This window comes from Bacteroides sp. MSK.20.12, assembly GCF_019052435.1.
GTDB classification, from domain to species: domain Bacteria; phylum Bacteroidota; class Bacteroidia; order Bacteroidales; family Bacteroidaceae; genus Bacteroides; species Bacteroides xylanisolvens.
This window is the reverse complement of sequence record NZ_JAHQVH010000002.1, coordinates 237799-264124: the sequence shown is the minus strand read 5'-3', so window position 1 is coordinate 264124 and position 26326 is coordinate 237799. Positions and strand designations below refer to the sequence as shown.

General features: G+C 42.2%; 17 protein-coding genes. 9 read left to right on the top strand and 8 right to left on the bottom strand.

The window, feature by feature from the left end:
* Window positions 1-38: 38 nt before the first annotated feature.
* From rhaT to rhaB, 3 genes are read right to left on the bottom strand one after another with little or no spacing between them, the layout of a single operon-like run.
* Complete coding sequence (gene rhaT / locus KTR06_RS02120) at window positions 39-1058, bottom strand: L-rhamnose/proton symporter RhaT (protein ID WP_004304992.1); 1020 nt, start codon at window positions 1056-1058, stop codon at window positions 39-41.
* 3 nt (window positions 1059-1061) lie between these two features.
* On the bottom strand, window positions 1062-2318 hold the full coding sequence (locus tag KTR06_RS02115) for an L-rhamnose isomerase (RefSeq protein WP_074638843.1): 1257 nt from the start codon (window positions 2316-2318) through the stop codon (window positions 1062-1064).
* Between the two features lie 46 nt (window positions 2319-2364).
* Entirely contained in the window at window positions 2365-3825 is a 1461-nt protein-coding gene (rhaB, locus tag KTR06_RS02110) for a rhamnulokinase (protein ID WP_074638842.1), read from the bottom strand.
* A gap of 235 nt (window positions 3826-4060) precedes the next feature.
* Here rhaB and KTR06_RS02105 point away from each other — a divergent pair, with 235 nt between their 5' ends.
* The 8 genes from KTR06_RS02105 (at window position 4061) to KTR06_RS02070 (ending at window position 11630) form a co-directional block, all read left to right on the top strand.
* The gene (locus KTR06_RS02105; RefSeq protein WP_004310466.1) at window positions 4061-4534 is read left to right on the top strand and encodes an arginine repressor; all 474 of its coding nucleotides are present in this window, start codon (window positions 4061-4063) and stop codon (window positions 4532-4534) included.
* A 27-nt stretch (window positions 4535-4561) separates the two neighbouring features.
* The gene (locus KTR06_RS02100) at window positions 4562-5140 is read left to right on the top strand and encodes a GNAT family N-acetyltransferase (RefSeq protein ID WP_008762698.1); all 579 of its coding nucleotides are present in this window, start codon (window positions 4562-4564) and stop codon (window positions 5138-5140) included.
* A 13-nt stretch (window positions 5141-5153) separates the two neighbouring features.
* Complete coding sequence (locus tag KTR06_RS02095) at window positions 5154-6362, top strand: argininosuccinate synthase (protein WP_074638841.1); 1209 nt, start codon at window positions 5154-5156, stop codon at window positions 6360-6362.
* The gene (gene argC / locus KTR06_RS02090) at window positions 6359-7327 is read left to right on the top strand and encodes an N-acetyl-gamma-glutamyl-phosphate reductase (RefSeq protein WP_074556743.1); all 969 of its coding nucleotides are present in this window, start codon (window positions 6359-6361) and stop codon (window positions 7325-7327) included. Before KTR06_RS02095 ends, argC begins: the two co-directional genes overlap by 4 nt.
* Before the next feature lie 13 nt (window positions 7328-7340).
* Window positions 7341-8462: an aspartate aminotransferase family protein gene (locus KTR06_RS02085; protein ID WP_074556742.1), complete on the top strand. Its 1122-nt coding sequence runs from the start codon at window positions 7341-7343 to the stop codon at window positions 8460-8462.
* Window positions 8463-8598: 136 nt separating this feature from the next.
* The gene (gene proC / locus KTR06_RS02080) at window positions 8599-9372 is read left to right on the top strand and encodes a pyrroline-5-carboxylate reductase (RefSeq protein WP_074556741.1); all 774 of its coding nucleotides are present in this window, start codon (window positions 8599-8601) and stop codon (window positions 9370-9372) included.
* Between the two features lie 40 nt (window positions 9373-9412).
* Window positions 9413-9967 carry a helix-turn-helix domain-containing protein gene (locus KTR06_RS02075; protein ID WP_074556740.1) on the top strand — a complete coding sequence of 185 codons (555 nt, stop codon included), beginning with the start codon at window positions 9413-9415 and terminating at the stop codon, window positions 9965-9967.
* A 7-nt stretch (window positions 9968-9974) separates the two neighbouring features.
* Window positions 9975-11630 carry an AMP-binding protein gene (locus KTR06_RS02070; RefSeq protein WP_074556739.1) on the top strand — a complete coding sequence of 552 codons (1656 nt, stop codon included), beginning with the start codon at window positions 9975-9977 and terminating at the stop codon, window positions 11628-11630.
* 111 nt (window positions 11631-11741) lie between these two features.
* Here the strand turns inward: KTR06_RS02070 and KTR06_RS02065 are convergent, their stop codons facing one another.
* Window positions 11742-13283: a glycoside hydrolase family 28 protein gene (locus KTR06_RS02065; protein WP_074556738.1), complete on the bottom strand. Its 1542-nt coding sequence runs from the start codon at window positions 13281-13283 to the stop codon at window positions 11742-11744.
* A gap of 212 nt (window positions 13284-13495) precedes the next feature.
* Between KTR06_RS02065 and KTR06_RS02060 the strand changes: the two genes are divergently transcribed.
* The gene (locus KTR06_RS02060) at window positions 13496-17857 is read left to right on the top strand and encodes a two-component regulator propeller domain-containing protein (protein WP_074556737.1); all 4362 of its coding nucleotides are present in this window, start codon (window positions 13496-13498) and stop codon (window positions 17855-17857) included.
* A gap of 36 nt (window positions 17858-17893) precedes the next feature.
* Here KTR06_RS02060 and KTR06_RS02055 read toward each other — a convergent pair whose 3' ends face one another.
* The 4 genes from KTR06_RS02055 to KTR06_RS02040 are packed head-to-tail and all read right to left on the bottom strand — an operon-like array spanning window position 17894 to window position 26259.
* On the bottom strand, window positions 17894-19198 hold the full coding sequence (locus KTR06_RS02055) for a pectinesterase family protein (RefSeq protein WP_074556736.1): 1305 nt from the start codon (window positions 19196-19198) through the stop codon (window positions 17894-17896).
* Window positions 19199-19231: 33 nt separating this feature from the next.
* The gene (locus KTR06_RS02050; protein ID WP_074556735.1) at window positions 19232-20905 is read right to left on the bottom strand and encodes a DUF5123 domain-containing protein; all 1674 of its coding nucleotides are present in this window, start codon (window positions 20903-20905) and stop codon (window positions 19232-19234) included.
* 16 nt (window positions 20906-20921) lie between these two features.
* Window positions 20922-22997 (bottom strand): RagB/SusD family nutrient uptake outer membrane protein, encoded by a 2076-nt coding sequence (locus KTR06_RS02045; protein WP_074556734.1) that lies wholly within the window; start codon window positions 22995-22997, stop codon window positions 20922-20924.
* Window positions 22998-23007: 10 nt separating this feature from the next.
* A complete protein-coding gene (locus tag KTR06_RS02040; RefSeq protein WP_074556761.1) occupies window positions 23008-26259 on the bottom strand; it encodes a TonB-dependent receptor in 3252 nt (1083 codons plus the stop codon).
* Window positions 26260-26326 lie beyond the last annotated feature (67 nt).

The window sequence follows — 26326 nt, the reverse complement described above, 5'->3', positions numbered from 1 at the left end:
AAAAACTGCGTAATCCATGTAATCCATACCTGAATTTTTTAAAACAAATTTGGGAACACTAATGAGAAGATAAGTACGATCAGACCAGCTATCAGCACAGTTATGGTCTTGTTTGACACGCCTTTCCATTCTTTCAGAATAATTCCCCAAACATTACTAAATGTGACATTCAATGCCATCAAAATACACCAGGAGAAAGCCAACAATACCGGACTCTCCGTAAGGAAACTCTTACCCATTTCCAGTCCAAAGAACTGCATATACCATAGTACACCAGCCAACGCACAGAAAACCAAATTATTGCCCCATACTTTTCCTTTAGCATAGTCACCCATCGATTTATTAGCCACATTCTGTTGCAGACAGTAAACTGCATTTGTCAGGAATCCGCCAAAAGTAACCAGGAAGATCACCGGAAGACCGGCGTAAAGCCCTTCCACTCCACCGGCTAAAGCTGCTTCCTTGATAGGTGTTCCCGCATCCAGTCCCAAAGCAAAACAAGCACTCATGACACCGGCAAGAAGTGCAACCAGCAAACCTTTTGTTAATGCGAAGTCTTTTACGGCAGCACGCTTTTCTTCTTCACTCATGTTTTGTGCACGCAAGCTACCGGCATACCCGATAATGGCAATACCCGCCAATGTGATGCAAACACCCAACAAAAGAATCAACCCGTTGCCTTCGAATAAGTTTGTGCCTGCAAAAAGAGCCGGAAGAAGAGTTCCGAAACCGGCACAAGTACCCAATGAGATACTCTGCCCCAACGCAACGCCCAGATAACGCATGGAAAGTCCGAAAGTCAACCCTCCTACTCCCCACAATATACCATAAAAGATGCTCATTCCAGCACCTCCCGCTCCCCACAAGTCGAACAAACTACTTTCCTGGGGTACCCCCAGTAGTGAACCCAGGAACGGGAACACTAACCAGGCAAATACACCTTGTATTAACCAGAAGCTTTCCCAGCTCCATTCCTTTACCTTTTTAATAGGCACATAAGAACTGGACTGGCAAAAGCTACCGATGGCTATAATCAATAAGCCGATTAAAATATCCATAACTTATCGTTTAGAAGTTACTTCGGCTTCGTACTTTTCGATTTCTGCGATGAAATCTTCACCTACAGGAACATTATTCTTCAAGCAGAACATATCCCAAACTGCATTCCAAGGCAGCGCTTTTTCTTCTTCGAGCAGAGCCAAACGCTGGAATCCCTGTCCGTTTGCTTCGTATTCACGCAACTTCGCAATCGGTTCGAGCAAAGCACGAGTCATACATTTCTGTGCTGCACGGCTACCAATCACATAAGCGCCAATACGGTTGATAGATGCGTCGAAATAGTCAAGACCATAATGTACACGGTCCAAAGCACCGCAACGAACGATTTCGCTGAACAGTTCCATAGTCGGGTCATCCATGATAGTTACGTGGTCTGAATCCCAACGAACCGGACGGCTTACGTGCAACATCAATTCAGGAACATAAAGCAACAATGAAGATACTTTATCAGCTACACTTTCTGTCGGGTGGAAGTGACCGGTATCCAACGTAATCATCTTATTGCGAGAAGCACCGTAACCGATATAGAAGTCGTTAGAACCTACCGTGTAGCTTTCCAGACCGATACCGAACACCTTAGATTCGATACAATCCTTCATATTCTTATATTCGGTAGCGAAAATCTGATCCAAAGAATCTTTCAACAACGCACGATATTTCATACGGTTTACAGTAATATCCTTGCTTCCGTCATGCACCCAAAGATTCATGATACATGGATCGCCCTGTGCCTTACCCATTTCTTCTGCAACTGCACGACAACGTTTGGTATGTTCAATCCAGAACTGACGGATACCTTCATCAGGATTAGAAAGTGACAAGTCACCTGATTTCGGATGAGAGAAAGAAGTAGAGTTGAAGTCAAGTTTCATGTTATGTTCTTTACCCCATTCTATCCAACTCTTGAAATGTTCCGGTTCCACTTGGTCACGGTCTACCACCTGACCTTGGAAATCTCCATAGATTTCATGCAAGTTCAAACGATGAGTACCCGGGATATAAGAAGCAGCCTTCAAGATGTCAGCACGCAGTTCATCAATGTTACGAGCTTTGCCCGGATAATTACCGGTTGCCTGGATACCTCCGGTCAATGAACCGGCCTGTACTTCAAATCCTGCAACGTCATCAGCCTGCCAGCAGTGAAGTGACAGATGAAAATCCTGCATAGTTTTCAATACTTTTTCGGTGTCTACACCTACTGCTGCATAACGTTCCACAGCAATTTCATACGCTTTCTGAATCAGTTCTTCTTTTTTCATGATATTCTATTAGTTTTAAAAATGATTATTCTGTCGATCGTTCTATTTATTTCCGAACGCAATTTTTAAAATGGATATAAGCCGCATCCCAAGCTTCCGTGTCTTGCGGTTGATAAGTCTTCAACGGGATAGAACGGTTAATTAACTGGCGCATACCGGCAACATCCGTTGCTTCGCCTGCCGCCATGGCCTGAATCATCACATTACCGATGGCTGTTGCTTCAGATGGACCGGCTACCACAGGAATTCCTATCGCATTGGCAGTAAACTGGTTCAGCAAATCATTCCGACTACCTCCGCCAATCACGTGCAATGTATCAATCGGACGGGGAGAAAGTGAACGCAAATTCTCCAACACCTGGCGATAACGCAAAGCCAAACTTTCAAAGATGCAACGCACTACTTGTCCGCGTTTCTCGGGAACCGACTGTCCGGTAGCCCGGCAATATTCAGCAATAGCTTTTTCCATGTCCGCAGGATTCGCGAAACAGTCATCATCCGGATTAATCAGACTACGGAATGGTTCACAAGCATCCGCCTCACTGATTAATTCAGGATAACTTGTATCTCCCCAATTCAGACGGCAACGTTCCAGCAACCACATTCCACAGATATTCTTCAATAGACGGATAGTTCCTTCCACACCACCTTCATTGGTAAAGTTCAACGCTTCCGTTTCGGCATTAATCACCGGAGCATCCGTTTCAACTCCCATCAGTGACCAGGTCCCGCTACTCAAATAAGCAAAATTGCGATCCAATGCCGGAACGGCAGCAACAGCAGAACCGGTATCATGGCCGGCTACCGCAATCACAGGAATTGCACCCAGTCCGGTTATCTTTTGCACTTCTTCCGTCAATACTCCCACCTTTTCACCCGGGAATACAAAACGGCCGAAATTCTTCTCACCTAATCCTACCGCTTTCAGCAACTCCGGCTCCAAACATCGTGTCTGTGCATTCACCAGCTGGGCTGTCGAAGCAATCGTATATTCCGTCACCATCTCTCCGGTAAGCATATAACTCAACGCATCCGGCATAAACAGAATTTTATCTGCCGCCTCCAACGCACTGTCGTGATTGCGACGTAAAGTATCTAATTGGAAAAGTGAATTAAAATTCATAATCTGAATACCCGTTTTACCATACACTTTGCTACGGGAAATACGGGAGAAAAGAGCCTCCGGTGCTCCTACTGTATGTGGGTCACGATATGCATAAGGCTGGCGAAGCAAATTACCGTCTTTTCCGACACATACAAAATCCACTCCCCAGGTATCAATACCGATAGAAGCAATGGATTCGCCACGATGAGCAACCAACTTCAATCCGTCAATAATGTGACGATATAATGCATAAATATCCCAATAGAAATGTCCACCCACTTCAATCAGGTGGTTAGGAAAACGATTAATCTCTTCCAGATTTAATCCGCCTTCAATGAAAGTTCCTAAGATTGTACGGCCGCTCGTCGCGCCCAGGTCGACTGCAAAAAAGTTTTGTTTCATGGTATTCTGTCTATATATTTAAGGTATCCATTTACCTACATGGCAAAGATAGGCGATTCCCTCCTCCTTTTCCTTATGTATTTTGATTGAAAGGGTATACATTTTGACACAAAACAGAAAAGCAGGCTCTCATCGTTTAGCATATTTTTTACTTTTATGCAAAAAAACTTTGGTTTTATGCATCTTTTCTCCGAAATAATGCATACTTTTGCGCCATTCTTAGAATAATTATACAATGAAGAAGAAAGCAAATCGGTTAGACGCCATCAAAATGATTATCTCAAGCAAGGAGGTCGGTTCGCAGGAAGAACTGCTGCAAGAGCTGAACCGCGAAGGCTTCGAACTGACACAGGCCACCCTCTCCCGCGACTTGAAACAACTGAAAGTAGCCAAGGCTGCCAGTATGAATGGAAAGTACGTATATGTACTGCCGAACAACATTATGTATAAACGTTCTACCGACCAGAGTGCCGGTGAAATGTTACGCAACAACGGATTTATCTCTTTGCAGTTTTCCGGTAACATCGCCGTTATCCGCACTCGTCCCGGTTATGCCAGCAGCATGGCTTATGACATCGACAACAATGAATTCAGTGAAATCCTGGGAACCATTGCCGGTGACGATACGATCATGTTGGTGTTGCGTGAAGGAGTTGCCATCAGTAAAATACGTCAGCTTTTGTCACTCATCATTCCCAATATCGAATAATTATACCTATTATTATATAATAAAGAAATGGACACTCAACAAATAGATGTTATGGTAGCCGACGCCTCACATGAGGTTTACGTTGACACTATTTTGGAAACTATCAGAAATGCTGCCGCCGTACGAGGAACAGGAATTGCGGAACGCACACACGAATACGTAGCGACAAAGATGAAAGAAGGTAAGGCGATTATTGCTCTTTGCGGTGACACTTTCGCCGGATTCACCTATATCGAATCATGGGGAAACAAGCAGTACGTGGCTACTTCCGGTTTGATCGTTCATCCCGATTTTCGTGGATTAGGGCTGGCAAAACGTATCAAACAGGCTTCTTTCCAACTGGCACGTCTCCGATGGCCGAAAGCAAAAATATTCAGTCTGACCTCCGGAGCAGCTGTCATGAAGATGAATACCGAACTGGGTTACGTACCTGTTACTTTCAACGAATTGACAGACGACGAAGCTTTCTGGAAAGGATGCGAAGGATGCACCAACCATGATATTCTGGTAGCGAAGAACCGTAAATTCTGCATCTGTACAGCCATGCTGTACGATCCGACAGACCCGCGGAACATAAAAAAAGAACAAGAAAGAAATAATATTTAAAAGATACAGCACTATGGAAGAGAAGAAGAAAAAAGTAGTGGTGGCATTCAGCGGCGGACTGGACACATCGTTCACCGTCATGTACCTCGCCAAAGAAAAAGGTTACGAAGTATATGCAGCTTGTGCCAATACGGGTGGTTTCAGTGAAGAACAACTGAAAACAAACGAAGAAAATGCTTACAAACTGGGAGCAGTAAAATATGTAACGCTGGACGTTACTCAAGAATACTACGAAAAGAGCCTGAAATACATGGTTTTCGGAAATGTACTGCGTAACGGTACTTATCCTATTTCAGTTAGTTCCGAACGTATCTTCCAGGGGCTTGCCATCGCCCGTTATGCCAACGAAATCGGTGCAGACGCCGTAGCACATGGCTCTACCGGAGCAGGTAACGACCAGATCCGTTTCGATATGACTTTCCTCGTACTGGCTCCGAACGTGGAAATTATCACATTGACCCGCGACATGGCATTGAGCCGTCAGGAAGAAATTGATTACCTGAACAAGCATGGTTTCAGCGCAGACTTCACTAAGCTGAAATACTCTTATAACGTCGGCTTATGGGGTACTTCCATCTGTGGTGGCGAAATCCTCGACTCTGCACAAGGACTGCCGGAAACAGCTTACCTCAAACATGTTGAAAAAGAAGGCAGCGAACAGCTCCGCCTGACTTTTGAAAAAGGGGAACTGAAAGCGGTCAACGACGAGAAGTTTGACGACCCGATCAAAGCCATCCAAAAAGTGGAAGAGATTGGCGCAGCATACGGTATCGGCCGTGATATGCACGTAGGCGATACAATTATCGGTATCAAAGGCCGTGTAGGATTCGAAGCAGCTGCCCCGATGTTGATTATCGGCGCTCACCGTTTCCTTGAAAAATATACATTAAGCAAATGGCAACAATATTGGAAGGATCAAGTAGCTAACTGGTACGGTATGTTCCTTCACGAAAGTCAATACCTGGAACCGGTCATGCGTGACATCGAAGCCATGTTGCAGGAAAGCCAACGTAATGTGAACGGTACAGCGATCCTCGAACTTCGCCCTCTTTCTTTCTCTACCGTAGGTGTAGAATCGAAAGATGACTTGGTGAAGACTAAATTCGGAGAATACGGTGAAATGCAGAAAGGCTGGACAGCCGAAGATGCAAAAGGCTTTATCAAAGTGACCTCTACTCCGCTACGTGTTTACTACAATAACCACAAAGACGAAGAGATATGATTAAAGCAGGAATCATTGGTGGCGCAGGATATACAGCAGGCGAATTAATCCGCCTGCTACTCAACCATCCGGAAACTGAAATCGTATTTATCAACAGCAGCAGTAATGCCGGAAACAAGATTACCGACGTACACGAAGGTTTGTATGGAGAAACAGATTTAAGATTCACCGACCAGTTACCTCTGGACGAAATCGACGTGCTTTTCTTCTGTACCGCCCACGGCGACACAAAGAAATTCATGGAAAGTCACAACATACCGGAAGACCTGAAGATTATCGACCTCTCCATGGACTACCGTATCAAAAGTGATGACCACGACTTTATCTATGGTCTGCCGGAACTGAATCGTCGGGCCACTTGTACGGCGAAGCACGTAGCCAACCCCGGTTGTTTTGCTACCTGTATCCAGCTTGGTTTGCTTCCGCTTGCCAAAAATCTGATGCTGACAGACGACGTGATGGTGAATGCCATTACAGGAAGTACGGGGGCCGGAGTGAAACCGGGTGCTACCAGTCATTTCAGTTGGAGAAACAACAATATGAGTGTGTACAAGGCATTCGACCATCAGCACGTTCCGGAAATCAAGCAATCGCTGAAACAGCTGCAAAACAGCTTCAATTCGGATATTGACTTCATACCGTACCGTGGTGACTTCCCTCGCGGTATCTTCGCGACATTGGTAGTCAAGACCAAAGTAGCATTGGAAGAAATCGTTCGTATGTATGAGGAATATTATGCTAAAGACTCCTTCGTACACATCGTAGATAAGAATATTGACTTAAAACAAGTCGTTAATACTAATAAATGCCTGATACATCTGGAAAAGCATGGTGATAAGCTATTGATTATCTCTTGTATCGACAACTTGCTGAAAGGCGCCAGCGGACAAGCTGTTCATAACATGAACCTGATGTTCAATCTGGAAGAAACCGTAGGACTACGTTTGAAGCCTTCAGCTTTCTAAAAACAGAAGAATTATGAATTTATTCGACGTATATCCTTTATACAATATCAACATTGTCAAAGGTGATGGCTGTAAGGTATGGGACGAAAACGGAACAGAATATCTGGATCTCTACGGAGGCCATGCCGTTATCTCCATCGGACATGCACATCCCCACTATGTAGCGATGATTAGTAACCAGGTGGCTAAACTTGGTTTTTACTCAAACTCCGTCATTAACAAGCTCCAACAAGAGGTAGCCGAACGACTGGGGAAAATTTCCGGTTACGAAGACTACAGCCTGTTTCTGATTAACAGTGGTGCCGAAGCAAACGAGAATGCACTGAAACTTGCTTCTTTCCACAACGGACGTACCAAAATTGTCTCTTTCAACAAAGCATTCCACGGACGTACGTCTCTTGCAGTAGAAGCGACCCACAATCCTTCCATTATCGCTCCTATCAACAATAACGGCCATGTCACCTATCTCCCGCTCAACGATATGGAAGCGATGAAACAGGAATTGTCTAAAGGAGACACCTGTGCTGTTATCATTGAAGGAATACAAGGGGTAGGCGGTATCAAGATACCGACCACCGAATTTATGCAGGAACTCCGCAAAACTTGTAGCGAAACAGGAACCATCCTGATTCTGGATGAAATTCAGAGCGGATACGGACGTAGCGGCAAATTCTTCGCTCATCAATATAATGACATCAAACCGGATATCATCACTGTAGCCAAAGGAATCGGTAACGGCTTCCCGATGGCAGGTGTCTTAATCAGCCCGATGTTTAAACCGGTATACGGTCAGTTGGGAACAACTTTCGGAGGAAATCACCTGGCATGTTCGGCGGCTCTCGCTGTGATGGATGTCATTGAACAGGAAAATCTGGTAGAAAACGCGAAAGCAGTTGGTGATTACTTACTGGAAGAACTGAAGAAATTCCCGCAAATCAAAGAGGTGCGCGGACGCGGACTGATGATCGGACTCGAATTTGAAGAACCGATCAAAGAACTACGCAGCCGTCTCATCTACGACGAACACGTATTTACCGGAGCAAGCGGCACGAACGTACTTCGCCTGTTACCTCCTCTCTGTCTCAGCATGGAGGAAGCGAAAGAGTTCCTCACCCGGTTCAAAAAAGTACTCTAACCGCTCATTTGATTAATAAACAGCCAACGATAAAAGCAGCCTTTATTAGAAATTTATTTCTTATTCTGGCTGCTTTTTGTTTTTTCGTAATTAACTGTTACCTTTGTCTGTAACAACTCATAAAAAACAAGCGTATATGAAAATAGCCATTATCGGTGCAGGAAACATGGGCGGTTCAATAGCCCGTGGCCTGGCAAAAGGAAGTCTGATAAACGATTCGGATATCATTGTATCCAATCCCAGTGCCGGAAAACTAGAGAAACTGAAAAAAGAATTTCCGGGTATCTCCACCACCAACAATAATCTGGAAGCAGCCACAGGAGCAGACATCGTCATTCTGGCTGTCAAACCGTGGTTTATGGAACCGGTGATGCGCGAGTTGAAATTAAAAAGCAAACAGATACTCATCTCGGTAGCTGCCGGCATCAGTTTTGAAGAACTGGCTCATTATGTCGTAGCACCGGAAATGCCCATGTTCCGCCTGATCCCGAACACCGCTATCAGCGAACTGGAAAGCATGACGCTTGTTGCCGCCCGCAACACCAATGATGAACAAGACAGCTTCATCCTCCGGTTGTTCAGCGAGATGGGAACAGTGATGCTTATCCCCGAAGATAAAATAGCGGCAGCTACTGCATTGGCATCCTGCGGTATCGCTTACGTACTGAAATACATTCAGGCAGCCATGCAAGCCGGAATTGAAATGGGACTCCGTCCTAAAGATGCCATGCAGATGATAGCCCAATCCTTAAAAGGAGCGGCCGCACTGATTCAGAACAACGACACCCACCCCAGTGTAGAAATCGACAAGGTAACCACTCCGGGCGGAATCACGATCAAAGGTATCAATGAATTGGAACACAACGGTTTCACCTCCGCTATTATCAAAGCCATGAAAGCATCCAAATAACAACCATAGAATTATTAATCATAAAATACTAACCACTTGTATGAATGAACAAATTAAACAGATAGCAGAACGCCTCCGCGGATTACGTGATGTATTGGAACTCACCGCAGAGGATATCGCCCGCGATAGTGACATTTCTGCTGAAGAATACCGGCTTGCGGAAACAGGAGACTATGATATCTCTGTCAGCATGTTACAAAAAATAGCTCGTACGTATAATGTAGCTCTCGACGCCCTGATGTTTGGCGAAGAACCTAAAATGAGCAGCTACTTCGTGACTCGTGCCGGTAAAGGTGTCAGCATCGAACGTACCAAAGCTTATAAATACCAGTCACTGGCTTCAGGATTCATGAACCGTACCGCCGATCCGTTCATCGTTACCGTTGAACCGAAAGCAATCGACGAGCCGATCCATTATAACAAACATAATGGACAGGAATTCAACCTTGTCATCGAAGGCCGTATGCTTATCAACATCGAAGGCAAAGAAATCATCCTCAACCAAGGCGACAGTATTTATTTTAATTCCAAACTTCCACATGGCATGAAAGCGCTCGACGGCAAAACGGTACGTTTTCTGGCAGTAATTATGTAATAACATCATGGTAGAAAGATTTTTATCACAGACCTCTTTCAGCTCACAAGAGGACTTTATCAAAAACTTAAAAATAAACGTTCCGGAGAACTTCAACTTTGGTTATGACGTAGTAGATGCCTGGGCAGCCGAACAACCCGACAAGAAGGCTTTGCTTTGGACAAATGACAAAGGCGAAAGCCGCCAATTCTCATTTGCCGAAATGAAGCGTTACACGGATATGACCGCTTCTTACTTCCAAAGTCTGGGTATCGGCCGTGGAGACATGGTGATGCTGATTCTGAAACGCCGTTATGAGTTCTGGTATAGCACCATCGCCCTTCACAAACTGGGAGCAACCGTAATTCCGGCTACTCACCTACTGACCAAAAAGGATATTATCTATCGCTGTAACGCTGCCGATATCAAAATGATTGTAGCTGCCGGCGAAGGAATCATCCTGCAACATATCAAAGATGCTCTTTCCGAATGTCCCACTGTAGAAAAGTTAGTCAGTGTCGGTCCGGAAATTCCGGAAGGCTTCGAGGATTTTCATCAGGGCATCGAGAACGCCGCACCGTTTGTACGTCCCCGCCATGCGAACACTAACGACGATATTTCTCTGATGTATTTTACTTCCGGTACTACCGGTGAGCCTAAGATGGTGGCACATGACTTTACTTATCCGTTAGGCCATATCGTTACCGGCAGCCTTTGGCACAATCTAGATGAAAACAGCCTTCACCTCACCATTGCCGATACCGGCTGGGGAAAAGCGGTATGGGGAAAACTCTACGGACAGTGGATTGCCGGAGCCAATATCTTCGTCTACGACCACGAGAAGTTTACCCCAGCAGCTATTCTGGAAAAAATCCAGGAATATCATGTCACCTCTCTCTGTGCACCTCCTACCATCTTCCGGTTCCTGATTCACGAAGACCTGACAAAGTTTGATTTATCTTCACTCAAATACTGTACTATTGCCGGAGAAGCATTGAACCCTGCTGTATTTGAAACTTTCAAGAAACTGACAGGTATCAAACTGATGGAAGGTTTCGGACAAACAGAAACAACCCTTACCATCGCCACTATGCCGTGGATGGAACCGAAACCGGGAAGTATGGGACTGCCAAATCCTCAATATGACGTAGATTTGATCGACCATGAAGGCCGTTCTGTTGAAGCCGGTGAGCAAGGACAAATCGTAATCCGTACCAGCAACGGCAAGCCTCTCGGACTTTTCAAAGAATACTACCGGGATGCGGAACGTACTCACGAAGCTTGGCACGACGGAATTTATTATACCGGTGATGTTGCCTGGAAAGACGAAGACGGATACCTGTGGTTTGTCGGTCGCGCAGATGACGTTATCAAGAGCTCCGGCTACCGCATCGGCCCATTCGAAGTGGAAAGTGCATTGATGACTCATCCGGCTGTTGTGGAATGTGCCATTACCGGAGTACCCGATGAGATTCGTGGTCAGGTGGTAAAAGCTACGATTGTTCTATCTAAAGACTATAAGAATCGTGCCGGAGAAGAACTGATTAAGGAGTTACAGAACCACGTGAAGAAAGTGACTGCTCCTTATAAATACCCGCGTGTGATTGAGTTCGTGGAAGAACTTCCGAAGACAATCAGCGGTAAGATCCGCCGGGTGGAGATTCGCGAAAACGATAAGAAGTAAATCATAAACAACTCTAATCAATAGAAGAACGATATTACAGATGATGTAATATCGTTCTTCTCATATCTACCCAACAATAAAATTCAACAGAAATAATATGATAGTTCCTGTTTATTTGAAACTCTCTTTTTTCCAATAATTATGTCCTTCAATAATATGACTGTTATTAGCTTTATAAAAATCCTTCACAGGAGTCATCTGAAAACAATCATTAATAATAGCATTATCGACATCTTCAAAAGTAACAATCGGTTGTTGGGTAACAGGATACTTCGATCTAACATTATTCAGAACAATCTGCTTACACTTACTGAATTGCCACGGTGAACCAGTCTGCGAAGAGAAATCCACATTATCAAAACGAATATCTTCAGCAATATCAACTATAAATCCTATTTCCGCTTTCATATTAATATTTGAAAAGGACAAGCCTTGTACAGGCATTTCTTCAATCCCTTTAATATAACCAATTTGCTTAATATCAGAACCTGTAATATTGCTTAAATGAATGTTCCGGAAAACAGGAGTCCGCTCACTGACAGGCTCCATTTTTGATTCTTTATCATAGAACAAATCAAAAATGAAAGCATTCCGCTGAATATTCTTCATAACGATATTATCTACCCGAAGTTCTTCAACGACTCCTCCTCTCCCACGAGAAGATTTCAAGCGAATACCGGAATCCGTGCCATCGAAAACACAATTAGAAATTGTAACTCTTCTTACACCGCCTGACATTTCACTACCAATAACTACCCCTCCATGACCGGAAAGCATAACACAATTAGTTATCGTTATATTTTCACATGCCTTTCCATATTTCCGTCCATCAGCATCACGCCCCGATTTAATTGTGATACAATCATCCCCCACACTAATAAAACAATCAGAAATACGTACATTCCGGCAAGAAGAAGGGTTTATTCCATCTGTGTTAGGACCTTTGGGATCTTTTGAAGGGTTATATATCGTCACTCCATGCACTGTTACATTATCACAAAAAGCCGGATTTATGGTCCAAAAAGGAGAATTGACAATTCTCACATTCTCTATCAACACATTGTTACATTCATAAAACTGAATAAAAGGAGGACGAAACATACGACGCTCTAAAGAAGGTTTATAATAATCCGAGATTTCCAGTTCTTCATTAGCCTCTTCCCACATTCGTTGTAGTTTATTCAAAGCAGGCAGTTTTCCTCCGTTCTTTTTAATCAGTTCCCGTGTTTCTTTCTCCCAGCTCCACCATTTAAATCCATTACCGTCCAATGTTCCACGCCCGGTTATAGTCAAATTCTCCGCATCATGCGCATAAATCAGGGGAGACAAAGTATTCATCACTGTACCTTCCCAACGAATCTTCACAAAAGGAAGATAATCTTCAAAACGATCTGAAAAACGAAGAACAGCTCCGGACTCCACATACAAAGTTATATTACTTTTCATGTAGATAGTGGCTGTCAAATAAACACCTGCCGGGAAATAAATAGTTCCTCCACCTTCAGAAGATGCTTTTTCAATCGTTTGGTTTATTAACTCCGTACAAGATTCAATACCTCGGGGATCAGCTCCAAGCTCCTTCATATTAAAGGTACGAGCCCATGCGGTTACGGCTATAACAAGTCCCACTACACAAATAAATAGACGTTTCATTTATAGTTCTCATTTAAAATTTTACTAGTTCTAATTGTCAAAACAAAAGTACGAGGTATCTTCTCCCCTTATAGGGTAATAATTGTGCTTGATAGAGGATAGACAGGTGGATTAAATATGCAAAAGCGTGCATTTTATGTTCAATCACTATTTTAAATTTCCTTTTTAATCCAGTTTTATTTATTTTTGCTCTACACATAATTTATAATATCATGAAGACACTCTATGTTTTCCTTTTATGCTTATACACCAGTCTGACTATAGCAGCTCAACCTCTTTGCCAGATTAAACACTTCTCTGTCAATAATGGTCTTTCGCAAGGAGTAGTAGTGAATATAATGCAAGACAAAAAAGGATTTCTTTGGTTCGCCACCTGGAATGGACTAAACAAATTTGACGGATACACATTTAAAAATTACAAAGCATTTCCGGGAGACGGCTGTACTTTAACGACTAACCGTTTCTCTTATATTACAGAAAGCAAAGACGGAGATATATGGTGCAAATCTTATGATAACCGTGCATATCTATTTGATATTCAAACAGAGAAGTTTATTGACATACTCCTTCCTATTGAATCATCCCTGCAACAAACCAACATAGTCAGCAATATCTATACCTTAAATAAAGGAATTACGTGGATCACCTGTGAACAAGGTTATGCTTTCAGAATCAATGAGCAAACCTGCAAAGAAGGAAAAGATATCATATTATACAGCAGCTTTAACCAAAATTTAAAAGGAAACAAGATATTCGACATTTACGAAGATTCCGACGGGGACGAATGGATCATGACAGATAAGGGAGTAACCATCATCGGAAAAAAACGAATCAACAGCGATTATCCGTTTAAAATGGTAAAAGAGTATAATAAGAAAATATATCTAATCTCAACTTCCGGAAAAATCGCAATATATGATCCCAAGAACGGAAATATAAAATTCCAGGAACTACCATGTCCTGTCACAGATATCTATTCCATATCTTCCATTTCCCCTTCTAATGACAGGATCGGCTTAGGAACTGACAACGGATTTATAACATACGATACAGAAAAGAAAAAATTCCAGCATTTTAATATACAGACAGCCACCCAGCCATCCAATGAAGCTCATTTTTTTTATCAGGACAAAACCGGAGAAGTCTGGATCTTTGCCAATACCTCCGGTGTGATAAAGCTAAATCTGCAAACAGGAGATAAACAGCACTTCACAGCTCCTATACAAAACCTGATCCAATATGAACGCGACAACCGATACATGATCTTTGAAGACCATGAAGGTACACTATGGATGAGTCCTCAAAAAGGGCATTTGTGCTATTATGATCGCGACAGTAATCAACTGAAACTATACTTTGCAGATGAAAACAATCCCGCTTCCCTATTTGCCCCCTCTATTCGTTATTATTATACCGACCGGCAACAGAATGTATGGATTACCAATGACCGGGGCGTAGATAAAATATCTTTCTATCCCAATAAATATAAAATACGTCCCATAGACAATGGATTGGAAATACGTGCTTTTCTTGCCGACAAACAGAAACGTCTCTGGGTTGCTTCCAAAAAGGGAAACGTCAGAATTTACCGTCCGGATGGGACATTAGAAGGCTACCTTTCTCCACAGGGCATAATCACCCCTCAAGAGGTTACTTTCGGAAAAAGTGTGTACTGTTTTATGGAAGATAAACAAGGAAATATATGGATGGGAACCAAAAAAGACGGCCTCATCCTTCTAAAGAAGAAAAATGAGCACTCCTATCTTTTACAACAATTCGTCCATCAGCCACAAGATACATACAGTTTAAGTAACAATAGTGTCTATAGTATTATTCAGGATAGTCATGACAATATATGGATCGCATGTTATGGAGGTGGCCTCAACCTATTATCACACGCACCTGATGGTTCTACCAACTTTATCCATAGCGGCAACCGGCTGAAAAACTATCCTGTTTCTACTTCACTCAAAATAAGACATATCGCAGAAGCCCCCAACGGAGTGTTATTGATTGGCACAACCAATGGTTTACTTACATTCTCCAATAAGTTCGATCAGCCTGAAGAAATTAAGTTCTATCACAGCAACCGTATCCCTAATGTAGATTCCAGCCTTAGCAGTAATGATGTCATGCAGATATTTACTGACAGTCGAAAAAACACTTATGTAATAACATTCACCGGAGGAATCAGCCAGGTTATCTCTAAAAATCTGCTCACGGAAGATATACAATTCAAAAGTTATACAATCAAAGACGGATTAGCTTCTGATTTGGTACTTTCAATGCTCGAAGATACTCAAAAACAATTATGGGTAATCTCCGAAAACTCCATATCCAAATTCAATCCACAACAAGGAACATTTGAGAATTATGGAAGTAATTACTTTCAGAGAGAACTGAACCTCACCGAAGCAGTTCCCACACTAACCAGTCAAAAGAAAATCGTTCTCGGAACCAATCAAGGGATACTTGAAATCAACACAGAACAAATGAAAAAAAGTTCTTATGTACCTCCTATTGTATTTACCGGACTCAAAATACAAGGAAGTCAACTTCATGTAGCGCTTGATGACATAAAAGAACTGGAACTAAATCCTTCGGAGCGTAATGTCACCTTTCAATTTGCAGCCATTGATTATGTAAATCCCGATGCCATCGAATACGCCTATCGTCTGCAAGGCCTGGAAGAAGAATGGAACGAAGCCGGTAATAACCGCTCTGCAACATACATAAATTTACCTGCCGGAGAATATCAACTGCAAATCCGTTCCAGCAATAGCGACGGAGTATGGACCGATAATATACGCACTCTCCCCATTCATGTTTTACCCACTTTTTGGGAAACATACTGGGCATGGTTATTCTATATTGTCATGTTCGTTTTATTCACCACTATCATTGTATACATCCTGTTCTATATCTACCGTTTGCGGCATCAGGTTGATCTGGAACAACATTTATCCAATATCAAACTGCGTTTCTTCACTGATATTTCACATGAATTACGCACTCCTTTAACTTTAATATCCAGCCCTGTATCAGAAATTCTAGAGCATGAAACAATCTCCCCGACAGTTCGGGAACATCTAAATCTGGTACATAAAAATACAGAGCGTATGCTCCGCCTAGTTAATCAACTACTGGATTTCCGCAAAATCCAAAATAAGAAGATGAAAGTATTGGTAGAAAAGACAGAACTCGTTTCTCAATTACAGAAGATAATGGAAAACTTCCACCTTATAGCAAAAGAAAAGAGAATTGATTTCCAACTTCAAACTAATACAGACAAAATATACGCATGGGTAGACCGTGACAAATTTGAAAAGATATTCTTCAATCTACTCTCAAATGCCTTCAAATATACACCAAACGGCAAAAAAGTAACGGTAAATATGATAACAGGTTCGGAGCAAGTCATCCTCTCCGTATCTGATGAAGGTATCGGCATTGCTCCCGAAAAGCAACAATCCCTATTTTATCGATTTGAAACACTGGCACAATACAATATCTTGCAGCCCTCATCAGGCATTGGGCTTTCACTGGTACGCGAATTAATAGAATTACATCACGGAAATATCCAAGTGAAAAGCGAGCCGGGAATTGGAAGTGAATTCATTGTCACACTTCCTAAGGAAGAAAAAGCATTTGCAGACGACCAACAAGCTGAATTTATTTTATCCGACAGTGAACAAGCTACTGAAGAAGATTCGGATAGTACATCCTTCAAGGCAGCATACGCAGAGAATGAAAATAAAACCGACGCAGAGGATGAAAAAACTTCCATTCTTATTGTCGAAGACAACAATGAATTACGTCATTTCCTATGGAATATCCTGTCAGAGACTTACACTGTTCTCGAAGCAGCAAATGGAAAAGAAGGATTAAAATATGCACAGCAGTACATTCCGGATCTGATAATCAGTGATGTCATGATGCCGGTCATGGATGGATTAGACATGGTGAAAGCAATCAAAGCCGATCATAACACCTGCCATATTCCTATTATATTACTATCAGCAAAATCTTCTTTAGATGATCGGATAGCAGGACTGGAACAAGGCATCGATGACTACATTACCAAACCATTCAGCTCTACGTACTTAAAAACCAGAATTTTGTCGCTGCTCCGTCAACGTAAACAGTTACAAGAGCTATATTTATCGAAACTGTCAGAGCATACTCAAGAAGAAGATCATATAAATGGGTGGGAGCCTTCACAACCTCAAGTGACTCCATACGATGAACAATTCATGCAACAAGTAATGGCATTTATGGAAGAACAAATGGATAATGCAGATATCACCATCGATGATTTCGCAAACAAACTGATGTTAAGCCGCACAGTATTCTATCGGAAATTAAAATCAATCGTCGGATTAACCCCGGTAGATTTCGTATGTGAAATGCGCATCAAACGAGCCGCCCAGCTAATTGAAAAAAGTGAATACAGTTTCTCCCAAATTGCTTATATGACCGGTTTCAATGACCCGAAGTACTTTAGCAGGCGCTTTAAAAAAATCATGGGAGTCACTCCTACAGAATATAAAGAAAGAAAGGGAGATGCCTCATAAGCACCTCCCCTTTCCTTACCAGTTTTCTATATTCAATTACAATACACCTTTTTTACCTTGCGTTCCATATTGATTCACGGCAGATACCTTCAAAGCATAATTCACTTTCGACACCGGAAAAGAGGTATCAGTAGTCGTCCCGAGAATCTGTTCTCCATCATATACAATATATCCGATCGCATTTTTCACAGGATTCCATTTAAGAGTGCCTTGCTGATAAACCAGACTGCGCGGACTTCCTAATTTCTCCATCATAATACGCGGATTCCAGCCATCATTACCCGGAATCATATTTTCGTACGTATATTTGTCCGCCTCCTCTTTCGTTATAGTTGCCTGACAGGTACCCGATACTTCCTTACCGGTTTGGCGGTCTTTATATTGATATTCCGTTTTGCGTTTACTTAAATCCAACACATTACCCTGTGCATCACGACTATTGTATTCGGCAAAAATTCCGGGAACCGTTCCCATATTCGTCCATCCTTCATCAGCGACAGGGATAAGCATGATGGTATTGATATATACCGTCTTCGAATTATTATGCCATGGACGCCCCAACTTCAAACGTCCGTCAGCCGCTTCACTGTTTCCATCTATAGTGCAATTACGAAAAGCATAACCATATTTAGCATCTTTATGGGAAGGAGCCACTATTACTGCTCCACTCCGTACATTATAAAGCGTACAGTTTTCCAGCAACACATCACCACCACCATAAAAATAGTCTACCGCGCCTTCTATCCAGCAATCTTTCACATAGTGCCGACTGACATCATTATTGGCAGTCATCCAAGTATCTTGAAAAGAACGGAACTTACAATTATAAAAGGAAGCACAATCTGCCTGACTATTCATAGCCAAAGCCTGCGGACCATTATCTGATAAAACTCCCCAGTCATTCACATACGAAATGTTTTCCGTATAAAAGTGGTCTCCTTTTACCACCACTACCGATCCCTCATATTTATAAACTGGAGAGGAAGGATTATGAACCGAGTGTTCCCAATAAGCTGTTTTTCCACCTATTTCTTTACCGGTCAGTTTACTACCAACATTCAAGTTTAAATAAATAATGGTCTTATCCTTATCCTGGCCTATTAAATGTACATATGGCTTATTCTTAGGGATAATCACCTGCTCATTATACAAGCCATTCTTTATCAGAATCAACCAAGGTTTCGTCTGTTCGTCAGGTACAGCATTGATTGCTTCCTGAACCGTTTTATAATCTCCACTACCATCAACAGCTACAATAGCCTGATAAGGCGATGAGTCCGCCTGTGCATAAATCATTGCACAGGCACTCATCAATAAAATTGATAATACAATATTCTTCATGATATTCTTTATACCTAACAATTATAGGATCAATTAATACCAACGTGGATCACCAGCATTACCCGTTCCGGCAAACCCGGCTTCCGGTTTAATATGGAAATCACCGTTCAATGGATCAACGAACAAGTCATCCGAGCTTTGTTTTATTCTCGTTATTTCTTCAAACCTGTTATTGCCTTCCTGCAGGTCGGAGGTGATATAACAATTATCAGAGAAGTTCAAAATGTCATAAGCACCATTTCCACTATTCATTTTCTTTCCTTTGTTCGGACCGGAGAAAATCAAATTCCGCATTGTCGCAGATTTCGGAGAAGGCGGAGTACTTGCCGCATTATCAAAACGGAAAACTTTAGGCAATTCCTTCTTAGCATCCATAGAATTATAGAAAGTACAATTTTCCAATATCACATCACCGATTCCCCCTTTCACGTCCATCAACTGGTCACCAATATTAATCAATGTACTATTCGTTATAGAAACCTTTTCCAACTGATCGATATTTTTTCCGAAATTAATCATTCCATATCCGTCCGTACCAACTTCGGATATGACACAGTTATCAATCGTAATATCCGTCATGAACACACCACTTCCGTTGCTAATACGTACAAGCGTACGTTTTATGTTCTGTATAGCACAGCCTGTGAATGAAATAGACTGGGCATAAGAACTATTTTTCCAATCCGTCATATAACTGGCCTCGCCATTTCCATTCAGGCAAACAAACTCGAATGACAGAGACTGTATCGGAGAAGCCAATGATATTTTATTAGTCACAATAAGCTGTGGACGATTATTTTCATTAGCTTCCGTACTGGTAAATAATATATTATCCAATCCCGGAATCTTTAGTTCACTTACCTTATACACCGCCCCCGGAGTAAGTTGGACAGTTACATTGCTACATTCTTTCTCTTTCACAAAATTAGATAACAATGTACTTAAATCAATGACTCCGGTTTCCGTAGCCTCCACAAAAAGGATTTCGCTACCACCCAATCCAAGTGTTTTGAATACATACGAACCACGTAATGCATCATTATTATAAATCCGAACACGATAGGTCGCTCCATTCTCCAATTCGGAGAGTGTTTTCGAACAAGCGGCTATATCTTCCGAAGTCAAATCAATCTGTTTTTCCTCACCATATTTCGTATCCACCATTTGAGCCAACGTCAGATGAGTTACTCTGTTCGTTTCTTCCCATATCAAGGTTGCGGAATTAGCTGTAACTTCCACTCCGGTAAATAATTGCTCATCCGGAGTTTTAAATGCTACACTGACATAAGTGCTTGCCTTTCCCTGCGCATCTTCTCCTTTCATACGAACAGAATATTGCGTAGAACCGTTGAACTCCTGAAACAAAGTACGATATTCCATCCTCATAGGCGTATTACTCTCTGAAAATACAGTCAATGTATCTTTCAGAATCGTATCTGTCCTTACATAATTTTCCGCATTAAACTCCAAGCTGTCCGTATAAAACTCAAAAATATAGACTTTTGCATTCACAATCTGCGAATATCTTAATGTAACCGAAGTCGCATCGGTAGCCGACTTATCGAACGTCAACGGACGGAACAAAGCATCATAGTTCTTATTAACTGTCCAGTCATTGGCATCGTCCTCACAGGAAGACATACCCACTATCAAAGCCAATAGTACATACAGGCATGCTCCGGATAATCTATTAACTAGTCTTTTCATCTTTTCCTACCATTAATTATTTATAACCATACGAATTAGAAACATACCCTTGCGTCTTATTGACATCCTCATAATAAATAGCGAATACATGGCGATAATTACACACTCCATTACCAACAGAATATTTACGGAACTCCGCTTCGGCTTCACCGCCCCAGTTCAACCTGCCAAACAAATTCGAATAGTCGTAAGACGCATTCAGACCTGTACCGCAAACCAATATTCTAGCCATTGTTTTCACATAATTAGTATTCAGGGTTGCATTTATATCACCATCCTTATTCAATGTCACCTGCATACTGATCCAGTTGCACTCATACTGTCCTTTTGATGTAGAAGCAGTACCGGTTCCCATGTCCTCATTGAAATTAACGGACGACATATCAATGTATTCCGGATTATCAGAATCTTCATATTTATAATAGATTTTTCTCGGTATTTCATCCACTTGATAAGTCTTCCCGAAAATAGTCACCGGCTTGTAGTCATACAACATACAAAGACCTATTTTCATCTCTTCTATTTTCTCCGCCAACAATCCCCAACGTGTCAAATCCTGACGACGAATAGATTCACAACCAAACTCCCATGCCCGTTCATTGACAATAGCCGTGAAGAAATCCGCGTCATACTGCGTGATTTCGGGAGCACCAGTACCAAATGCTCTTTCACGAACCTTTTCCAAAGCCTGTCGGGGAGACATACCGGCAATCGGACTAACTGCATCCGGCCCTGTCAATACATTTTGAGCCTCCGCAAACATCAGGTAAATATCTGAATATCGCATCAAAATCCAGTTGATACCAGTAGCAATACGTGAATTAGCTTTCGGGAAACGGACTTTCATATAATTATCAGTCATCCAATACCAACGCCATTTACCACAAGCCACTCCTAATGGGTTACAGCGAATAACTTCCTTATTTTTTCCATTCTCATTGATATATTCCTGGAAAACACAAGTAACATCCCGACGGGTGTCTGCCGGATCAAATGAATAAAAATAGTAAGCAGTAGTAGCCGCATATCCTGCCCCTCCCATACCTTGGGTGGTATTAAAAACCCCTCTGTTCAGGTTGTATCCCATCGTGGCCCCCACATCTCCATTCTGTCCTTCACCAAAAGCAACTTCAAACAGGTTTTCATTATACTTGTTGTATTCCAGATGATTGACAGTAGACCAAATATTCTCATAACTGGGATCAAGCTCATGAGGATTATCAGTCGCTCCCAAAATCTCCGCACACTGTTTGGCAGCCAGCTCATAATAATCTTTCCAATTCTTAGGGCGACCGACGAAATATCCGTTCATTTCCGGAATGGTCGGATGATGTTCCACCTCCAAGTCCGGAAACTGATTTCCATCCCGTACAGACCATCCTCCGGCAAATAGCGCTACTTTTGCCAGCAGTCCTTTGGCAAAACCTTTATTCATGCGTTCTACCGTATATGATTCTTCTCCCATCCAAGGCAGATATTCAATTGCCTCTTTCAAATCCTCTATGATATAATTATAAACAATATCACGATCCACTTTTCCTATATAGACATTTCCCAATCCGCTTTCAGACGCATGCTCTTTATATGGCACATCTCCCCAATAACGGATCAGTTCAAAATAGCCTAACGCTTTTAGTGCTAATGCCTCTCCTAAATATCTACGCATGGCAGCCTTGTCCGAAGTAGATTGCATCAACGTGGACCGACGTATACCATCTACGATAGTAGTGGCGGATTCTGCCAGATAATAAAGTTTGTTCCATCTGGTATTCCGGTTATAATTATCGTCATAAAAATTGCCAGCACCTTCATCACGAAGTGTCGAATTATAGTTTTCCGTAGAAAACGCACCCGAGCCAACCTCCACGTCAGAAGCTCCCTGCCAGTTGACACACAGTTTCTGACCATATATATAGGTGTCCGTCATTGTCGCATACACACCCATCAGGGCTGCTTCCGTCAGAGCTGTCGATTTAAACAGATTCTCATCACTTGGAATAGAAGGACTTTCGGTATCCAAAAAATTATCCATACACGAAGTGCATAACACAGAGGAGGATAAAACCGCTAAAAATAGTTTCTGTATTTTCATTTTTCAAGTATTAAAAAGTAACATTAAGACCGAATACATAAGAATGTGCTTTCGGATATGCAGAATAATCCACACCCGGAGTCAAAGGGGTAGAACGTTGTGTGCTCACTTCAGGATCCTGTCCGGAATAAGCTGTCCAGCAAAACAGGTTATTGGCCGTAGCATACACGCGCAGATTCTTGACTCCTAGCTTACGAGTCACAGTAACCGGAAGCGTATACCCTAACGTCAGGTTACTACAACGCAAAAAAGAACCATCTTCAATCGCCCAGTCCGTCACAAGCGTACGCCCCATCATAGGCATCCAGATAGAGGCTTTGGAATTGATTTCAACAAAGCGCTCCGGATTAGCATCATTACCATACATTACATTGGCACCCGTTTCCGGATCAATAATCGACCAACGGTTTTCCAGGCTCATAAAATCCCTGATATTATTATATTTACGATTCGTATGAGTGGATGCCATAATCTTATTGGCATTATATACTTTATTACCATACGACCAATTGAACATAGCCGCCAGGTCAAACCCTCTCCATGCAGCATTCAGCCCGAATCCGCCAATATGCTTTGGCTGTACACTACCGATCACTTTACGGTCATTATCCGCGTCAATCACACCGTCATTATTCTGATCCTTCAGTTTGATAAAGCCCGGACCAAAGTTAGGCAAGTCGTTAGAGAACAAAGCCCTGTCGTCTACTACCCCTTTATTCAGTATCCATTTTTTCGTATTCTCATCAAACGTAAAGTCGTCTACAGAATAAAAGCCCTCTACTTCGAATCCATAAATCTGTCCTACCGCCTGACCTACAATAGCACGAAAATCATCAGAGCCGATATCCGGTCGCCAGTTGGATTGCGCACTCAATACGGTTGCCGTTCCATCCAGTTTATTCACTATATTTTTATTGAATGATATATTGAAGTTAGCTCCCAGATAGAAATCTTTACTATTGATAATCGTTCCGCTAAGCGTAAGTTCAACTCCCCTGTTCGTGCTGCGGCCTACATTCTGATACTGATATTCATATCCCGAATTTGAAGGAAGATCCATGCGTAAGATTAAATCTTTCGTTATATCATTATAGAAGTCAACCGTCACATTCAAACGGCTATTAAAGAGGCTGGCATCTATTCCCACATTAGAGGATAACTTCGTCTCCCAAGTCAGATTCTCGTTCCGCAAGGTGTTCTGCAATTTCAGGGCACTCTGTACTGTTTCATTTAGATAATATTGCCTATTGGCAGAAGATTCCATTTTATAATCCTGTCTCCAGTATGAATTGACACGCGCATTACCAACTGACCCGTAACTCACACGAAGTTTCAGATTATCCAGCCAGTCTTCCGTCTGCTTCATAAATTTTTCCTGGGAAATACGCCATGCCAATGCCATACCCGGGAAAAATCCCCAACGGTTTTCAGGAGCGAACACATTCGTTCCGTCGGCACGGGCTGTAAAAGTGAACATGTACCGATCTTTGAAAGCATAGTTTAAACGACCGAAGTAAGATGCCGTACGGGAAGGTTCACCAATAGTGGTATACGTTGGTTGGGATTCTCCATAGTTCCACATAGCCAACACTTCGCTCGCCGTAAAATCCATAGGATAATATTTGGATGAGGCAATCATCTGATTTCTGTAATTACTCACCATTTCATGTCCGGCCATCAGATCAAGGCGGTGATTCTTTTTCAGAGAGAACCGGTAACTCAATATGTTCTGCAAGTTCCATCGTGCACCTTTCTCATCCGTACGTTTGGCTACGGGCTGACCGGCATTGGAGCTAGACTCTCCGGTTTTCTTTAACCAGACATTATCGGTATAATTATAAGTGTATGCGTAACTACCTTTCAGCTGATAAGTCAATCCTTTAACAATTTCCCAGTTAAAGCCGGCATTATAAGTCATAGAAAACTGGTTTTGCTTCTTATACTCATTCACCGTATTATATACAGGATCATTCAATGATGATAACAATGCATCATCCGAGTAATCAATTTCACCCCCCAAAGCATCTCCCGCATCTATACTTGCAAGGCTGTTGATTGGCGAGAAAAGAACGGCATCTCTCAATTTACCTCCATTGGTACCCGCACCGTCAATCACCATTCTAGTCAACCGGCTGGAAAACTCAAACTTCAATTTGTTACTCAACTTTTTATCCATCTTCACACTCAAGTTATCCCTCACATAATTGGAGTTGAGCATAATGTACTTCTCATCATCCCGCGTATAACTCAAATTATAACGCAATGTAGCATCCGTTCCTCCTGTTATACCAACATTATAGCTTTGTTTGAATCCGGTGTTTCCATATACTTTATCCTGCCAGTTCTTGCCTTCTACCGAACGATAAATATTGCGATCGTCCCAACGTCCATACATCGAATTAATGCTACTGGTCAGAGAGGTGCCCGGATCAAGTTCTTTCTGATAACAGTAGTATTCGTAAGGTGAAAGTACCCCCGTCAGATTATACACATTACTGACACCCCAGTGAGCATTGAATGAGATTTCTGTTTTTCCCGCCTTACCGCTTTTTGTAGTAACAAGAATAACGCCGTTCGCACCTTTAGCTCCATAGATGGCGGTAGAAGAAGCATCTTTCAAAACATCAATGCTTTGAATATCACCGGGAGGAATATCATTGATATTACTCACCTGAAAACCGTCAACAATATATAACGGTGAATTGTCCTGGGTAATAGAACCACCACCACGCACTGTAATCTGGATTGTTGCATCGGGCGATCCATCAGTAGCCACTACATTCACACCTGCCAGTTTTCCTGTAATAGCCGCAGCCGCAGAAGTTATCGGAATATCCTTCAAAACCTTCTCACTCACTGAAGAAATTGCACCGGTCAAATCTCCGCGACGTGAGGTTCCGTATCCTACCACTACCACTTCGTCCAAAGTCTGATTGTCTTCTTCCAACACAACTTTCAGATGTTTGCCCGGTTTCACAGTCGCAACAACTGATTTCATTCCTACAAAACTAATTTCCAACTTTGTTGCATCTTCGGGAACAGACAAAGTGAAATTTCCATCCAAGTCGGTAATTGTACCGACGGAGGACTTTTTCAACACCTTCACACTAGCACCAATAATAGCATCGCCGTTGGTATCCACCACCGTTCCTTTCACAGATACCTTCTGTGCATATACTGTTGTCGCCGTTATAAAGCACAAGAGCAAGCAACATATATACGCAAAGCATCTTCTCAAAAATAAATGTCTTTGTACATCCATAGTATTATCTTGATTAATTTGTTTCATTTTTGATGTTACAAAAGTCACACTTTTACATCTGTTTTCC

Coding starts and splice junctions, on each gene's coding strand:
- rhaT (WP_004304992.1), bottom strand. CDS start 1,058: ATGGATATTTTAATCGGCTTATTGATTATAGCCATCGGTAGCTTTTGC.
- KTR06_RS02115 (WP_074638843.1), bottom strand. CDS start 2,318: ATGAAAAAAGAAGAACTGATTCAGAAAGCGTATGAAATTGCTGTGGAA.
- rhaB (WP_074638842.1), bottom strand. CDS start 3,825: ATGAAACAAAACTTTTTTGCAGTCGACCTGGGCGCGACGAGCGGCCGT.
- KTR06_RS02105 (WP_004310466.1), top strand. CDS start 4,061: ATGAAGAAGAAAGCAAATCGGTTAGACGCCATCAAAATGATTATCTCA.
- KTR06_RS02100 (WP_008762698.1), top strand. CDS start 4,562: ATGGACACTCAACAAATAGATGTTATGGTAGCCGACGCCTCACATGAG.
- KTR06_RS02095 (WP_074638841.1), top strand. CDS start 5,154: ATGGAAGAGAAGAAGAAAAAAGTAGTGGTGGCATTCAGCGGCGGACTG.
- argC (WP_074556743.1), top strand. CDS start 6,359: ATGATTAAAGCAGGAATCATTGGTGGCGCAGGATATACAGCAGGCGAA.
- KTR06_RS02085 (WP_074556742.1), top strand. CDS start 7,341: ATGAATTTATTCGACGTATATCCTTTATACAATATCAACATTGTCAAA.
- proC (WP_074556741.1), top strand. CDS start 8,599: ATGAAAATAGCCATTATCGGTGCAGGAAACATGGGCGGTTCAATAGCC.
- KTR06_RS02075 (WP_074556740.1), top strand. CDS start 9,413: ATGAATGAACAAATTAAACAGATAGCAGAACGCCTCCGCGGATTACGT.
- KTR06_RS02070 (WP_074556739.1), top strand. CDS start 9,975: ATGGTAGAAAGATTTTTATCACAGACCTCTTTCAGCTCACAAGAGGAC.
- KTR06_RS02065 (WP_074556738.1), bottom strand. CDS start 13,283: ATGAAACGTCTATTTATTTGTGTAGTGGGACTTGTTATAGCCGTAACC.
- KTR06_RS02060 (WP_074556737.1), top strand. CDS start 13,496: ATGAAGACACTCTATGTTTTCCTTTTATGCTTATACACCAGTCTGACT.
- KTR06_RS02055 (WP_074556736.1), bottom strand. CDS start 19,198: ATGAAGAATATTGTATTATCAATTTTATTGATGAGTGCCTGTGCAATG.
- KTR06_RS02050 (WP_074556735.1), bottom strand. CDS start 20,905: ATGAAAAGACTAGTTAATAGATTATCCGGAGCATGCCTGTATGTACTA.
- KTR06_RS02045 (WP_074556734.1), bottom strand. CDS start 22,997: ATGAAAATACAGAAACTATTTTTAGCGGTTTTATCCTCCTCTGTGTTA.
- KTR06_RS02040 (WP_074556761.1), bottom strand. CDS start 26,259: ATGGATGTACAAAGACATTTATTTTTGAGAAGATGCTTTGCGTATATA.